14 protein-coding genes are annotated in these 15,058 nt (G+C 59.4%); 5 read left to right on the forward strand and 9 right to left on the reverse strand.

Going from position 1 to position 15,058, the window contains the following annotated elements; translation table 11 throughout:
- Window positions 1-3: 3 nt before the first annotated feature.
- Together JNB71_RS20890 and JNB71_RS20895 are read right to left on the reverse strand one after the other, a co-directional pair.
- Window positions 4-822: an N-formylglutamate amidohydrolase gene (locus JNB71_RS20890; protein ID WP_220373714.1), complete on the reverse strand. Its 819-nt coding sequence runs from the start codon at window positions 820-822 to the stop codon at window positions 4-6.
- Between the two features lie 150 nt (window positions 823-972).
- On the reverse strand, window positions 973-1,638 hold the full coding sequence (locus JNB71_RS20895) for a TetR/AcrR family transcriptional regulator (RefSeq protein ID WP_220373715.1): 666 nt from the start codon (window positions 1,636-1,638) through the stop codon (window positions 973-975).
- 129 nt (window positions 1,639-1,767) lie between these two features.
- On the opposite strand from JNB71_RS20895, the gene JNB71_RS20900 reads away from it, so the two are divergent.
- Window positions 1,768-2,031 (forward strand): hypothetical protein, encoded by a 264-nt coding sequence (locus tag JNB71_RS20900; protein ID WP_112853088.1) that lies wholly within the window; start codon window positions 1,768-1,770, stop codon window positions 2,029-2,031.
- Between the two features lie 119 nt (window positions 2,032-2,150).
- Here the strand turns inward: JNB71_RS20900 and pncB are convergent, their stop codons facing one another.
- Window positions 2,151-3,455: a nicotinate phosphoribosyltransferase gene (pncB, locus tag JNB71_RS20905; protein ID WP_220373716.1), complete on the reverse strand. Its 1,305-nt coding sequence runs from the start codon at window positions 3,453-3,455 to the stop codon at window positions 2,151-2,153.
- Between the two features lie 226 nt (window positions 3,456-3,681).
- Window positions 3,682-3,996, reverse strand: coding sequence for a DUF6074 family protein (locus JNB71_RS20910; protein ID WP_220373717.1), 315 nt, complete (start codon window positions 3,994-3,996; stop codon window positions 3,682-3,684).
- Between the two features lie 474 nt (window positions 3,997-4,470).
- Here JNB71_RS20910 and JNB71_RS20915 point away from each other — a divergent pair, with 474 nt between their 5' ends.
- Window positions 4,471-4,662 carry a hypothetical protein gene (locus JNB71_RS20915; protein WP_220373718.1) on the forward strand — a complete coding sequence of 64 codons (192 nt, stop codon included), beginning with the start codon at window positions 4,471-4,473 and terminating at the stop codon, window positions 4,660-4,662.
- A gap of 39 nt (window positions 4,663-4,701) precedes the next feature.
- Here the strand turns inward: JNB71_RS20915 and JNB71_RS20920 are convergent, their stop codons facing one another.
- From JNB71_RS20920 to JNB71_RS20930, 3 genes are all read right to left on the reverse strand, one after another.
- Window positions 4,702-6,237 carry a SpoVR family protein gene (locus JNB71_RS20920; RefSeq protein ID WP_220373719.1) on the reverse strand — a complete coding sequence of 512 codons (1,536 nt, stop codon included), beginning with the start codon at window positions 6,235-6,237 and terminating at the stop codon, window positions 4,702-4,704.
- A gap of 12 nt (window positions 6,238-6,249) precedes the next feature.
- Window positions 6,250-7,563 (reverse strand): YeaH/YhbH family protein, encoded by a 1,314-nt coding sequence (locus JNB71_RS20925; RefSeq protein WP_220373720.1) that lies wholly within the window; start codon window positions 7,561-7,563, stop codon window positions 6,250-6,252.
- Between the two features lie 140 nt (window positions 7,564-7,703).
- The gene (locus JNB71_RS20930) at window positions 7,704-9,653 is read right to left on the reverse strand and encodes a PrkA family serine protein kinase (protein WP_220373721.1); all 1,950 of its coding nucleotides are present in this window, start codon (window positions 9,651-9,653) and stop codon (window positions 7,704-7,706) included.
- An 870-nt stretch (window positions 9,654-10,523) separates the two neighbouring features.
- Here JNB71_RS20930 and JNB71_RS20935 point away from each other — a divergent pair.
- Window positions 10,524-11,117: a transglutaminase-like cysteine peptidase gene (locus tag JNB71_RS20935; protein WP_220373722.1), complete on the forward strand. Its 594-nt coding sequence runs from the start codon at window positions 10,524-10,526 to the stop codon at window positions 11,115-11,117.
- A 77-nt stretch (window positions 11,118-11,194) separates the two neighbouring features.
- Here the strand turns inward: JNB71_RS20935 and JNB71_RS20940 are convergent, their stop codons facing one another.
- Complete coding sequence (locus JNB71_RS20940; RefSeq protein ID WP_220373723.1) at window positions 11,195-11,992, reverse strand: hypothetical protein; 798 nt, start codon at window positions 11,990-11,992, stop codon at window positions 11,195-11,197.
- 275 nt (window positions 11,993-12,267) lie between these two features.
- Here JNB71_RS20940 and JNB71_RS20945 point away from each other — a divergent pair, with 275 nt between their 5' ends.
- Window positions 12,268-13,668 carry a sensor histidine kinase gene (locus JNB71_RS20945; protein ID WP_220373724.1) on the forward strand — a complete coding sequence of 467 codons (1,401 nt, stop codon included), beginning with the start codon at window positions 12,268-12,270 and terminating at the stop codon, window positions 13,666-13,668.
- A complete protein-coding gene (locus JNB71_RS20950) occupies window positions 13,665-14,315 on the forward strand; it encodes a LuxR C-terminal-related transcriptional regulator (protein ID WP_220373725.1) in 651 nt (216 codons plus the stop codon). The genes JNB71_RS20945 and JNB71_RS20950 overlap by 4 nt, the downstream gene beginning before the upstream one ends.
- Here JNB71_RS20950 and JNB71_RS20955 read toward each other — a convergent pair.
- Complete coding sequence (locus JNB71_RS20955) at window positions 14,309-14,755, reverse strand: hypothetical protein (RefSeq protein ID WP_220373726.1); 447 nt, start codon at window positions 14,753-14,755, stop codon at window positions 14,309-14,311. The genes JNB71_RS20950 and JNB71_RS20955 overlap by 7 nt on opposite strands.
- Window positions 14,756-15,058 lie beyond the last annotated feature (303 nt).

Genomic DNA, 15,058 nt, shown 5'->3' on the forward strand with positions numbered 1-15,058 from the left:
GGGTCACGATTGCCCCCGGGTGGTTTGTTCGAGAAGCGGCACGGAAAGCCGGATCATCCGCCGCATGGCCTGCAACGCCTCGATATCCGCCTCGCCGGTCCATTCGTCCATGAAGATTTTCTTGAACTCGATGGCGATGGCGCAGCCGGTTTCGGGGAAGCGCTGATGGACGAAACGCGTCTGTTCGCCCCTGCCCTGGAACGCGACGTTTTCGCGCACGTCCATCCGTTCGCCGCGGAATTCGAAACTGCGCAACTGCTCCATGAACGGGTCGAGTACCGGGGCCCAGCGCTGGCGATCCATCGAGGAGGTGCCAATATTGATCTGCGGCGCCCTGGCGAAGGGCATTTCGGGTGCATCGACGCCGTCGCGGCGGTGGTTGTAGCTGTGGATGTCGAGAAGGACGAAGGCGCCGTACTGTTCCTCGATCCCGCGCAGATAGGTCTCCAGCATGGCATAGTAGGCGTCGTGAACCTGCAGCGAGGCTGCAACGGCAGTCTCAGGCAGCTGGTCCTTCCAGACCTTCAACCCCCAGGCCTGCTCGGGCCGGAAATAGATTGCGCCGTCACGAGCACGGTTGATGTCGACCTCGAAACGCGAGCGGTGCACGATGATACGGTTTTGAAGGTCGCGGATGAAGAATTCCGTGAAGGGATCCTCCTCGCGCAACCGTTCGTCGTCGTCGAGCGTTATCAGGTTCCTAAGATCGCTGCGCAGATGATGGCCGTTGTGAATGGCCGTGCCGACCACGGGCGAGGCGCCGCGATGCGCCGACCACCAGCTCAGCGGATCGGATTCTGCGACTTCCTGGAAAGAGGGCATACCGTCCTTCTCGTTGGCAGACACTTCTCACTCAACGAGTAAATGGAGGGGAAATGGGTTTTGTTCCATGAAACGTTATGCGCCTGCCGGGCATCAGACTTCCCGCGGGCGGCGGCTGGCGGGCTTGAAAAACTCCGCGCCGGCCCGGGCTTACGGCGTCGCCGCCGCTTGGCAGAATGACGCGATCGCCGCCTCGCACGCACGCATGAATCGCATCGATGGGCCCTCGCTGCCGGTCGCAAGCTTGCTCACCTGCGCGCCTTCCATCAGCATCGAGAGCGTGTCGGACAGGAGTTCGGGTTCGCTGACGCCGACATCACGGCAGAGTGCTTCCAGCCGGCGGCGCTGGGCAAGCTTGAAGCTCTCGATCACCGCATGGGCGGGATGGCCCTGCTCCTTGAGTTCCACCGCAGCGTTGGCGAGATCGCAGCCGTACTGGTTATCCGCAAGACATTGGGCCCGGGCTTTGACCCAGCCGTGCAAGCGCGCCAGCGGGTCGTTCGGATGCTGAGCCTCGAGTTCGTCCCAGAAGGCCGAAGCCTGTTCGGACTTGAACCGTAATGTTTCGCAGATCAGGTCGTCCTTGGAGCCGAAATGACGGTAGAGGGTCATCTTGTTGGTGTCGGCTGCTTCGGCGATGGCATCGACCCCGATGCCGCGGATACCGTGTTGCCGAAAAAGCTCGCAAGCCGTTGAAACGATGCGATCTCGGGGCGCAAGCTTTAGCTGCGGACAGTCGTTTTTTTCCGGCCTTACATCCGCCGGTTTCACGTCCGACACGGATTTCGAATTTTTACTGACGAGGCTTCTTGACATAGGTGTGACCGGTCGGTAACTATACGGATGTTACTTACTGGTAACACCCTAAAAATCTACTGTCAAGTTCGAGACCCCGGCCAGCATCCGCCCCGCCGGAAAAGACGATGAACCCGAAGGAATACCCCGATGCACCTGGCAAACAGCGATCTGACCATCACTGAGGTTTTGACCGATCCGATGATCCGCGCCGTCATGCGTGCGGATGGCGTCACCACAAACGAGATGAAAACGCTCCTTTACTCCGCTGCCAGCGCACTTCGCCAGACACAGCCCGGAACAGTGAGCGCCAAGAACCATACGGCCAATCTTCTTGCCGCGCCGAAGCGCCGGCTGCTGTCCATGGTACACCCGCTTGCCTCACGCTCGGACGTCCTGCGCATGAGCGCGTAACGACACCCTATCCTCCCGGCGCGGCCCTAAAAGGAATGCGCAACTCAACCCAGCCGGACGCCTCCACCGGCTGGGTTTTTGTTTTAAAGGCGGGCGAAGCTTAAACCGCCGCGGCGCGGTCAGACCTTTATCGCCTGCTCGGCAAAGTCCTCCGTTCCGAAGAACTTCAGGTAGCGCTCGACTTCCGATGGCTCGCCGGTTGCCTTGCGGGGATTGTCGGAGAGCTTGACGGCGGGACGACCATTAGCGTCGCTCACCTTGCAGACGATCGAGATGGGATTGAGCCCGCTGATCTCCATCGGCGCGCAGCCGGCGAAGTCGTTGGTGAGGTTCGTGCCCCAGCCGAAGCTCATCCGCACCCTGCCCCGGAAATGGCGGTAGGTCTGGAGGATCGTCTCGACGTCGAGCCCGTCGGAGAAGATCAGCAGCTTCTCTTTCGGATCGCGACCCATCTTCTGCCACCAGGCGATGATCTTCTCGCCGCCTTCGATCGGCGGCGCGCTGTCGGGACGAAAACCCGTCCAATCGGCAACCCAGTCGGGCGCGTTGCGCAGGAAGGCGGCGGTCCCGAACGCATCGGGAAGGACGATCAGGAGGTTGCCGCCATAGAGCTGGTTCCAGTCCTGCAGCACCTTGTAGGGCGCTTCGCCGAGTTCCTTATCGGTGCGGGCGAGCGCAGCTGCCACCATCGGCAGCTCGTGCGCATTGGTGCCGAGCGCCTCAAGATCGGTATCCATCGCAAGCAGCACATTGCTGGTGCCGGAAAAGGATTTGCCGATGCCTTCCTTCAGCGCCTCGACGCACCACCGCTGCCAGAGGAAACTGTGGCGACGGCGCGTGCCGAAGTCGGAGATACGCAGGTCGGGATAGGTTCTGAGCTGCTCGACCTTCGACCACATCTTGGCCTTCGCCCGGGCATAGAGCACATCGAGCGCGAAGGGACCCATGTCCTTCATCGCCGTTCGCGAGCGGAGCTCGTTGATGATCGCCAGCGCCGGGATTTCCCACATGGTCGTGTGCGTCCACTTACCGGGGAAGGTCAGCTCGTATTGGCCGTGACGGCGCGACAGCTCGTAATCCGGCAGCTGAAAATCGGCGAGCCAGGCGAGGAAATCGGGAGCGAAGATCTGCTTGCGGCCATAGAAGGTGTTGCCCGCGAGCCAGATCATTTCCTTTTTCGTGAAACGCAAACCGCGCACATAATCGAGCTGCTCGCGCAACTCCTGCTCGTCGATCTCGTCCGTCAAGAGCACGGTCTTGGTGCGGTTGATCAGCGAAAAGGTCGCGTCGACCTCCGGATAAAGCCGCCAGATCATCTGCAGCATGAGGAGCTTGTAGAAGTCCGTATCGAGCAGGCTGCGCACCACCGGATCGAGCTTCCAGGCATTGTCGTAGACGCGACGGGCGATATCCGTCTTGGTCATGAAAAAACTCCCCGCGCCCTGCCCTTCAAACACATGCCTGTGCGGCTCACCACGCACTCATGACACGGTACCCGGCTCCGCGGCAACAGGCTGATGCAAAGCAAATCACCTACACGCACCAGGAAGAGGAGTGCAACTGGCCAGCACCGCGTATCAGGCGGATTGGTCGCGCACTGATGCCACGCCCCCATCCGTTCAAAGCAGGACTGCAGACGAGACTATAATCTCATGGATTGAGGCGGTAACCGTCCTGCGCTTCGCCCGCAAGGCGGCCCGAATAGCGTCGCATCATTTCCACCTGGACTTCGGTCTGGAACGCCATGACCTGCTGCGAGATCGCATCATCGGCGCAGCCAAGCGTCCTCAGCCGTTCGGCCAGCGCCCGGCACTCGCTTTTCCAGTAATGCAGTGCGGCTTGCCCGTGAATATTTTCCAGTTCCGACGCACAGCGCCGCACCAGGCTAACCTGCCCTGCCAGAGGAAACGGCACGACCCGTTCATCCAATTCCGAAAAACCCAAATCCTTCAACGCAGCACTCATCCGGCGGTTCTCCATGTTCCCGATTCTTGTTTACAAAGCATATGGTTAACGCTTCGTGTCCACAGCGTGATCTTCCATCATTTCGGGTCCTTCACACCGTTCTGTGATGGGAAATGCGGCGACGGCGGTACCATGCCGGCCTTTCGCGCGGCGCTTTGGCGGCGACGAACGGCCCCGTCGTTTGCCGGCCCCCTGTCGAAGACGAAGGCATCGTGCTCCTGATACCGACAGGCTGTCAGGTCGTTGAGGCTACGTCCGTGAGATATGGCTAAAATAGGTACGAACGGTCGATGAACGATTACGGTACGGGACCGGTCCGCGACCGGTTTCCCGGCCGCCGGTCGGCCTGTTCCGGCTGCCGCTTACGTCGATAGGCGTATATTCTTTTGGTTGCCGTCCTTCGGTAACGAAATTTGCCCTGTCGCCGGGAACATCGGCTTGTCTCCTACGTTTTCAAAACAGCGGAGGAAAACCATGACGCATCACATCGACAATCGACAGACCCAAAGACATTCAAAGCCGATGTATGAGGTCGCCAGTCACTGCAAGAAAAATGGAATCGACAAGGCTGAAGCGCGCAAGATCATTCAAATGCTGGGCCGTTTCGCCAGCCGGCACGAACTCGAAGTCAACGCTCCGCCGAAGAAGCCGCGGTTTCGATATTGATCGCTGTCTTATCGCCCATTTTAGATTGGAGACGAGAAGCTAAGCCGTCGCGCACTCATACCGCACTTTGCCTGTTTCCGCGTCGACGCCGACCAGGCTCACGTCATAGCCCCATAGATGGCGAACGTGCTGAAGGGTCGCGTCGCGTTCCTTTTCATCCAGAAGGATGCCATTCTTGATGTTGTGCCGCAGGCGCAGCTGGCGATCGCCCAGCAGGTCGACATCCACGACCTGTACGTCGGGCTGGTTCGCGCCGATGTCGTAGCTCTTTGCGAGGGCCGCGCGGACAGCCCTGTAGCCGCGCTCGTTATGAATTGCCGCAACCTCGCAGTATTTTTCATTCCGCTGATCCGTCAGCAGGAACAGCCTGAACTTACGGATCAGCGCAGGACTGAGATATTGCAGGATGAACGACTCATCCCTGTGGTTTGCCCAGGCATCGAGAAGCGTTTCGCGCCACTGGCCGCTGCCGGCGATGTGCGGAAACCAGTCGCGATCCTCCGATGTCGGATTGTTACAAATGCGCTCGATCTCCTGCATCAAGGCAAATCCGAGCGCATAGGGATTGATACCCGAGTAGCGCGGATCATCGAAGGTGGGCTGAAAGACGACGCTGGAGTGGCTGTGGAGCATTTCCAGGATCGCGCCCTCGCTTATCTTGCCCTGGTCGAACAGCCGGTTGATGATGGTGTAGTGCACGAAGGTTGCGCATCCCTCATTCATCACCTTCGTCTGACGCTGCGGATAGAAATACTGGGCAATGACACGCACGATCCGCAAGAGTTCGCGCTGCCACGGCTCGAGGATGAGGCTGTTCTTCTCCAGAAAATAAAGCAGATTCTCTTCCGGCAGATTGAGCACTTTCTTGCGCTCCATGGCTTCGCGCTCGGCCTCTTCCGGGTTGGGACGCTCGGCGGAGCGCGGCAGCGTCCTCCATAGATCGCTGTAGGTCTGCTCCTCATATTCGAGCCGTTCGCGGGCGCGCTCCTGCTCTTTCTTGGAGGACAGTCGGGGCGGACGGCGGGAGCGGAAAACGCCTTGTTCCATCAGCGCATGGGCGGAATCGAGAATGGCCTCCACGGCCGAGGTTCCATGGCGCTCCTCGCATTTCGCGATGTATTTCTTGGAAAATTCCATATAGCTCAGGATGGCGTTGGCGTCGGTCCACTGCCTAAACAGGTAGTTGTTCTTGAAGAAGTGATTGTGGCCGAAGGAAGCGTGGGCGGTCACCAGGGTCTGCATCGCCATGGTGTTCCCTTCCATCAGGTAGGTGATGCAAGGGTTGGAATTGATCACCAGTTCGTAGGCAAGGCCGTGATGGCCCTTGCGGTAGTGGTGCTCCTCGAAAACAAAACGCTTGCCGAAGGACCAATGCTGATACATCAGCGGCATGCCAACGGAAGAATAGGCATCCAGCATCTGCTCGGCGGAGATGATTTCGAGCTGGTTGGGATAGACGTTGAGACCGAGCTCATCGAGCGCGATCGTCTCAATGGCGTCATAAGCACGCGACAACGTCTTGAAATTCCAGTCGGAACTGTGAAACAACAGTTGTGACGTGGCGCTCTTTGCCATTGCCGGCTCCAATCAACTGCGAAACTGCATGGTCGGCTGCCTGGCGAAGAGCTTCCGAAAGACGGGATAGATGTCGGAAGGCCGTGCAATCCGCGTCATCTGGAAATTCGGCCACTTGTCATCGACGGTGCGATAAGCACGCCAGAGCGACGTGCCGTTGTCGGTCGACCCGAAAATCTCGGTTTCCCGTTCATCGATGATCTCGACATAGGCGTAGTATTGGCACAGGCGCATCAGCGCCCCGTTCAGTATCGCTGCGCAGCGTTCCGAATCGCGTGGGATATTGTCGCCGTCCGAGGCCTGGGCCGCATAGATGTTCCATTCCTTCGCGGGGTAACGTTCGCGGATGATGTTGAGCATTTCCTCCAGCGCGGTCGATACCACCGTACCGCCGCTTTGCGTGCTGTAGAAGAAGGTGTCTTCATCGACCTCGCCGGCCTCATCGGTGTGGCGGATGAAAACCATGTCGATCCGATCGTAGCGCCGCTTGAGAAACAGGTGCAGCAGAACGAAGAAGCGTTTGGCGAGATCCTTCTCCCGCTCGCCCATGGAGCTCGAAACGTCCATCAGGCAAAACATCACGGCATTGGCGTTCGGCAGCGGCTGGCGCTCGAAACGGTTGAAGCGGATGTCGACGGGGTCGACGTAAGGGATACGCCGGCGCCGGCGCTCCAGCCCATCAAGTTCCTCGCGCAACGCTTGCAGGCGTTGCCGCTTTGATGCGTCCAGGCTCACTTCCGCTTCCAATTGGGCGATTTCCTCGGCGAGCGCCTCGACCGCCTTTCGCCCCGGCCGGTGCAGAGCGATGCGCCGGCCATAGCTGTTGCGCATGGTGCGGCCGACATTGATGTTCGTCGGAGAGCCGCTGGTGGCAAAGCCTGCCCGTCGCGGCTTGAACGCAACGGCTTCCTTCAGGCTGAGCTTGATCATGTCGGGAAGTTCAAGGTCCTCGAAGAAGAGATCGAGCACTTCCTCACGCGACAGCAGGAACTGGAAGTCGTCCTCATCCTTGCCGGTGCCGGCGCCCGACCCTGCCCCACCGCCGCCGCCCTGTTTCTCAATCCGATCGCCCGGAATGTATTCGCGGTTACCGGGCAGGACATATTCCCGATCACCACTGTCACGCGCCGGCCGGAATGTTGGCTCATTGGAACCGCCGACCGGCATTGGCACCTTGTGCCCGGCGTCCACATCGGCGATGCGGTCCGTCTTGACGTGCTCCTTGATGGTCCGCTTCAGTTCCTCGCGTGCGCGCTTCAAGAAACGCCGCCTGTTGCCGAGGCTCTTGTCTTTCGGATTGAGGCGACGGTCGATGAAATTCGGCATGGACTACCCCAGGAGCATGAAGCCGAAAATTATGAAGCGGCTTTCGGGCGACATCATGCTCCAACTCTTGAAATTGAGAGGCGGATTCCGGTTTCAGGTGGATTCGACCTGAAATCATCCGGCTCTGGACATCCCTACCCTCACCCCGCCTTGTTGACGCGCATGTACCACTCGACGAGCCGCCGAACCTGCCGTTCGGTATATCCGCGCTCGATCATGCGCTGGACGAACTCTGCATGCTGCTTTTCGGTGGCGCTGTCTTTCTTGGAACCGAAGCTGATTACCGGCAACAGATCTTCCACTTGGCCGAACATACGCTTTTCGATCACTTCGCGCAGCTTTTCATAGCTCATCCAGGACGGGTTTCGGCCATGGTTCTTGGCGCGGGCGCGAAGCGTGAACTTGACGACCTCGTTGCGGAAGTCCTTCGGGTTGGCGATGCCGGCCGGCTTCTCGATCTGCGACAGTTCGTTATCGAGGACTGTCCGGTTGAGAATCTGCCCGGTGTCGGGATCCTTGAAGTCCTGATCCTCGAGCCATGCATCGGCATAGGCGATATAGCGGTCAAACAGGTTCTGGCCGTATTCGCTGTAGGATTCCAGATAGGCCTTCTGGATTTCGTGGCCGATGAACTCGGCATAGCGGGCCGCCAGTTCCGACTTGATGAAGTCGAGATAGGCTGCCTCCGTCTCCTTGGGAAACTGCTCGCGCCGGATCGCCTGCTCCAGGATGTACATGAGATGCACCGGATCGGCGGCTATTTCCTTGGTGTCGTAGTTGAAGGTCTCCGACAGCACCTTGAAGGCAAACCGGGTGCTGACGCCCGTCATGCCCTCGTCGACGCCCGCGGCGTCGCGATATTCCTGCACCGATTTCGCCTTCGGATCGATGTCCTTCAGGTTTTCGCCGTCATACACCCTCATCTTCGTGTAGAGGGGCGAGTTCTCATGCTCTGCCAGCCGTGTCGAAACGGTGAAGCGGCTCAGATTTTCAAGCACCTCCGGGGCGCACGGATTGTTGGCCAGTTCGCTTTCGCGAAGGAGCTTTTCGTAGATCTGCCGTTCTTCGGTGACGCGCAGGCAATAAGGCACCTTGACCACCAGAATGCGGTCGAGGAATGCCTCGTTATTCTTGTTGTTCTTGAACTGCAACCATTCGGACTCGTTCGAATGGGCAACGACAATGCCCTGATAGGGAAAGGCGCCGAAGTTCTCCGTGCCGTTGTAGTTGCCCTCCTGCGTGGCCGTCAGAAGCGGATGCAGGACCTTGATTGGGGCCTTGAACATCTCGACGAATTCGAGCAGTCCCTGCGTCGTACGGTTCAGCCCGCCGCTGTAGGAATAAGCGTCAGGATCGTGCTGGCTGAAGTTTTCCAGCTGGCGGATGTCGACCTTGCCCACCAGCGAGGAGACATCCTGGTTGTTTTCGTCGCCCGGTTCGGTCTTGGCAATGCCAATCTGGCGCAGACGGGACGGCATCAGCTTCACGACGCTGAATTTCGAGATATCGCCGCCCACCTCGTCGAGCCGCTTGGTCGCCCAAGGTGAAATCAGTCCGGTGAGGCGCCGCCGGGCGATGCCGTATTTGTCTTCCAGAAGGTCGGCCATGCGTTCGGGATGGAACAGGCCGAGCGGAGATTCGAAGACGGGGCTGATCTTGCCGCCGACCATCAGAGTATAGATCGGTCGCAGCTCCATCAGCTTCTTCAGTCGCTCTGCCAGCGATGACTTGCCGCCGCCAACTGGTCCGAGCAGATAGAGGATCTGCTTGCGTTCTTCGAGGCCCTGGGCGGCATAGCGGAAGTAGCCGACGATCCGCTCGATCGTATCCTCCATGCCGTAGAAATCGGAGAAGGCGGGATAGATCTTGATTGTTCGGTTGGAGAAGATCCTGCCAAGCCGCTCGTCCGAACTGGTCTCGACGAAGGTCGGATCTCCGATCGCTGCGACCATCCGCTCCTGCGCGGTGGCGTACATGTTCTTATCATCACGGCATGCAAGGAGATATTCCTGGAGGCTGATCTCCTCTTGTGCTGCGCTGGTGTAAATCTCCGAAAAGAGATCGAAGACGTCTGTTTCACCTTTTGGCATCATGCTCTCCCGCGGCCGGTTGGTTGCGACGGGATCGCTGGCTGAACGGCTCGCTCATGAGATCAACGGTTTCCCTTGTAGTAAAGTTCCTTCACATAACCGGCATTAGCATTGAATTTGCAGGGTGGCGCCAAGCGACAAGTTGCGCATGTGCGCCGGTGGCCAATACCGGGACAAGACACGTCGCTGTACCCGTTGCACCGACTCAGTAGTGTAGTGAAGACCGCCCTCGATGGCAATTCTAAGTGCCCAGTTATAACGAGGAATCCATCGTCATCGTCACCGTTTCAAAGTACGAAGCGGCCGCTCGCCATCGCGCCCGCGTCATCACAATGGATGGCGCAATCGATAGCTGATCGCCAAATCCGTCGCGGTGGATGAGGGTGTTCGACGCTCATTGCGTATAGTCAGGCTTGCCGATCATACCCGCGAAAGTAGCGACCCCATGCGGGCGCCACCCTTCCGGCGTTTGGCGCCCTCATCCGGCAATACCACCATACCTCTTGCGACGGCGTCCGACTACCCCAAAGCGTTGGCCCCTACCGCTTGTATCATTCTGCCTACCGCAACCGCGACATGGTAAAAATGACGTATCGGTCAGCGCCGGATGGCGGGCCGATCTCCGGCACACGCTCCCGTCCCCCAGGGATCGCAGGCAGCCGGGAACACCAACGTGCTGAATGGGGAGACAAAAATGCATATTTTGTCGACGTAGCGCCAGCCCGACCACGGAGAGCGCGAGCTGACGGTCCGTAGCCAAACGCAGACTTGGCCGCGCGCCAAGGCTTGCGCCAACAGGCACTCGGTCACCGGCAATCTCACCCCTTACCAGCAAACCCAGCCGATTTTTTCTGCTGAACGCAGCGCGACTTGTCGTGCGCCGCGAGCAAGGATTTTGACAATGAGGACGTTCCAACCAGCCTTATCTCGCGGACAGCCGGATACCACCTCGCGCCAATCGGCGATGACATGCAGACCGTCACGCGCCGCAATGGCCGCAACTGGTCCTTGCTCCTGATCCTCGGATCAATGACGATCGGAGTCCTGGCCGTGTTTTTCTGGCTGGCATCGGCGCTCCTGTCATTCGTAAGCGCGGCTGAACCGATGGCATTCAGTATCTACTGCATGGATCACATCGATGAGTGCCCGACCGAGGGGCCGAGATTCGTCCGCTATTCGGCTCCGCTGATGCAGCTCGTGAGCACGGTGCAAACCCAGGTCAACGGCGCAATCATCCCAAGGCGGGAAACCGTCGATGTGTGGTCGGCAGACGTCGCCAGCGGGGATTGCGACGATTATGTCATGACAAAGCGACGCAGGCTCATTCGAGCCGGCGTTCCCGCGACAGCGATGCGCGTCGTCGTCGGCCGCCGCTTCGGAGAAAGCCATGTCGTGCTGATCGTGAAAACCGACCGGGGCGACATCGTCCTCGATAACCTGCGACGCACCGCATACCTTCGCTAGGCGGCGTGAACGCCGCCGAGCGACCAGCTATTGGAGGCGTAGCCGGCAAGTCATATCCTGGCCGGCCACGCGGATGCTTAGTTTACAGTATCGACTTCAATCGTCGTCGTCGTCGTTTCAGTGGTTGTTTCAGTAGTCGTTTCAATCGTCGTTTCAGGCGAGGTTTCAGCTGTCGTTTCCGGCAGCGTCTCACGGATTTGGTCGATCTTGCCGACCGCTGGTCCGACACCCAGGATCTCCTTGGCGTCCTCCAACGTCTCGTCGGTGACAACGCCGTCCTTGGTGAAGCTGGCAAGCGCGTCTCGCAATGCCTCGTCGCTCAGAGCCGGATCGGTGGGAATGACGTCAGTGCCGTTTTCAGATTCGAATTCCGCATAGGCTATCGCATAGGCCGAAATCGCAGCCATGCGGGGATCGTTCGAATTGAGATAGGCATGATAATTCCGATTGAGCGAACTTATTGCGGCGGTGTCGGCCTTTTCTACCACAACCGTCGTCTTGGCCGCCTTGGCCGCTTTGACCGTCTTGGCTGCCTTCGGCGCCTTTTCAGTATCAGCTGACTTTTCGGATTTCTTCCCGAATGTAAAAAACGACTTCAGCGTCGGCGTGTGATCGGCGCTTTTGCCCTTGGTGCTCTTGCCGGAGTGCGTGCTCTTGCCGGAGTGCGCCTCGCCAGACTTTCCATGGCTGTCGCTGCCGCGGCCACCTCCATTGCCATTGCCGTTGCCGCCACCATTACCGCCGCCGCCGCCGGAGTTGCCGTTGCCGTCTTTTGCAAAGGCCGTGCCGGCGATGCCGAATGTGCCGCTTGCCACCGGGGCAGCCGCAATGGCCAGAGCAAGGATGCTTCGGCCAATTAGTTTCGAAATAGCCATAGTGACCTCCCGTTGAAGATTCGTAGCCTCGTTACAATGACTGAGTCACTCTCGAAGTAAGGGGACAATAGTTCGTGCAGACGCACGGTTCCATTGTCCTCGGACCATTGCTACAACAGGTAAGACTTAGGTCCGATCGCCGCGGCGCCAAAAGTCCGAGCCGCATCGGCGCATACTTCGCGCCATTGACCCCTCACCGGAAGCCGATAGTTTGTCGGGTTCGAATGTTATAAAATTGCCGTCTGCGAGCCAGGCCGCCGATCCCGAGATCTCTCGTGCGTACCGACACCCTGATGACACGATGGAACACGCAATCGCTGACGAAGCAGTTCCTGCTGATCGGCGGCATCGTCGCGACGACGGCCATGATCCTGGTCGGCGGGTTCGTCTCCAGTCTCATAGAGGATGCGGTCACGCGAAATTCGGCCGCAACGACAGCGCTTTATGTCGACAGCGTCATCGCGCCGCTCTTGCCTGACATGCAAACGACCCAGGTTCTGGACGACGCGGCCACCCGTGCCCTCGACGAGACGCTCGGACAGGGCGCGCTGGGAGATCGGCTTCGATCCTTCCGCCTCTGGCGGGCGGACGGTACGGTGCTCTATTCGAACGAAGAAGACGCGATCGGCAAGCGATTTGGCCTCAGCGATGAATTGAAGACGGCATTCGCCGGCGAAATGGTCGCCCGGTTCGAGCCGTCTGACGCCGCTGCGGAGGAAACTGGGCAGGCCGACGGCGCGCCGCTCCTGAAGATCTACAACCCGGTCCTCCAACCCTGGTCGGGACAGGTCGTTGCCGTTTCCGAATTTCACGAGATTGCCAACGATTTCCAGCGGAGCTTGCGGCAGGCGCGTTTCCACGCCTGGCTGGCGGTCGCCGCCTTCACCGTTTCCTTCTTCGTCGTGCTTTCCGCAATCGTCCTGCGCGGCAGCAGGACGATCGAAAGTCAGCGCCGCGCCCTCAGGCAGCGTATCGATGAGCTTTCGGCTTTGCTTTCGCAAAACGAAACGCTGCGGGGGCGCCTCCAGCGTGCGTCGCAGCGTGCGACAGCGCTGAACGAAAGCCATTTGCGGCGCATCGGCGCCGACCTGCATGACGGCCCGGCGCAACTCGTTGCCTTTGCCTCGTTGCGGCTGGACAGCCATGCATTGATCAGCCCGATGACGTCATCGGCGGCGCGCGAGCGTGAAATCATCTCCATCAAGGCAAGCCTCGATGAGGCCATGGATGAGATCAGAACGATATGCAGCGGGCTGGTCCTGCCGCAGATCGAGACCGCGAGCCTGGCAGAAATACTGGAAAGAAGCGTTCAGGCACACAAGCAGCGAACGGGATCGGCCGTGGAATTATCGATGTCCACGCCGCCCGATCGCCTTTCGCCGTCGGCCAAGATATGCATATACCGTTTCGTGCAGGAGGCGCTCAACAATGCCTACCGCCACGGCGGAGGCGTCGGTCAGCGGGTTGCCCAGACGATGGATGGCGACCGAGTCAGGATTGAGGTCGCGGACAGCGGTCCGGGCTTCGATCCGGGTGATGTAAAGCCGACAAGTTTGGGCCTCGCCGGCCTGAGAGAGCGGATCGAAAGCCTGGGTGGCGCATTTGAAGTCAGCGCTTCGACGTCGGGTACGATCGTTCGGATGTCGCTCAGCACTGAGGAGATTGGGCAAGCATGACGGTGGCAATACGTGTGGCGGTGATCGACGATCACCCACTATTCAGGGAAGGCGTGACGCGAAGCCTCTCGGAAATCGACGGGTTCGAGATCGTCGCGGAGGGAAGCTCGGCGGAGGACGCACTCCGCATCGCCGAGCAGCTGAACCCGCACATCATGCTGTTGGATATCTCCATGCCGGGCGGCGGGCTCAACGCGATCCCTCTGATCCTTGCAAAAGCGCCGCTGCAGAAGATCGTCATGCTCACTGTTTCCGAGGCAAGCGACGATGTCACCGCAGCTCTCGGCCATGGGGCAAAGGGCTATGTTCTCAAAGGTATAGGCTCTCGCGCACTGGCAGATGTCATCCGCACCGTGGCTTCGGGGGAGAGCTATGTCGCTCCGACGCTGTCTGCCAAACTCCTCTCCAGCCGCTCGCACGCCTCTGCAAACCAGTTTGAACTGGTCGCCAGCCTGACCAGCAGAGAGCAGGAGGTCCTGCAACTGGTGGCATCGGGAATGAGCAACAAACTCATCGCCAGGAGGCTCGATCTGCAGGAAAAGACGGTCAAACACCACATGACGCAGATCATGACCAAACTGGGGGTCACGAACCGGACGGAAGCCGCCATGGTGTGGCGTGACGCGATCGACCAGAGGGGTCAATGAATAAGAGAGTGAAGCCGCTTTTCGTCGGCCGACGTCGCGCGCCGATTGACGATGGTGCGCCCCTTGGCATCCTTCATTATATAGCGGCCATCTCTGATTACTTCGCTCATCCCGTCGACGTGGCGGACGCCCAACGCCGACGTGCCGTCCTCGACCGACGTGGCCTTTGCGCTCACCCCACCTGAATTGCCCTTGTCGCTCTTGCTGTTTGAGTTGCCGCTTCCCTTCCCGCTTCCCTCTCCACCGCGGTTTCCATCACCACCACCTTTTCCCTCGCCGCCTCCCTTGCCATTGCCGTTTCCGCCGTTTTTGGCCAAAGCGGACTGTGAGGCGAGCTCAAGCGTGGAGCCACTCATTTCTATCTTGCAGGGAAGGATGGAAAGACAAAGAGCGATCGGGACACACCACAGCGCTGCAACAAATCTCCGGCCCGTCGTCATGATTATTCCCTTGGCAGCTCCAATTGGCGCACTGCTCACCCTCTATCGGCTACAGAAATACGCGTCCGCGAACAAGGCGAATTTGAGGTCGAGACCGTCGCATTCGTTGCCACCGCGGACCAGAAGGGTTCCACGGTCATGATGGACCAACGGGGAGTCCTCAACACGCGTATCCATCACGTTCTGAGGATTTTGCTCACGGCTCCCCTCATCGTCAACCACAGACCCGGCCAGCCGGGGGCTATCAGACCTTTCCCTCAGCGACCATAGGACGTTCGTCCGAGGCGTTTTGGGACTAAGGTC

Source organism: Rhizobium herbae, assembly GCF_019511375.1.
In the GTDB taxonomy this organism is placed as follows: Bacteria; Pseudomonadota; Alphaproteobacteria; order Rhizobiales; family Rhizobiaceae; genus Pararhizobium; species Pararhizobium herbae_A.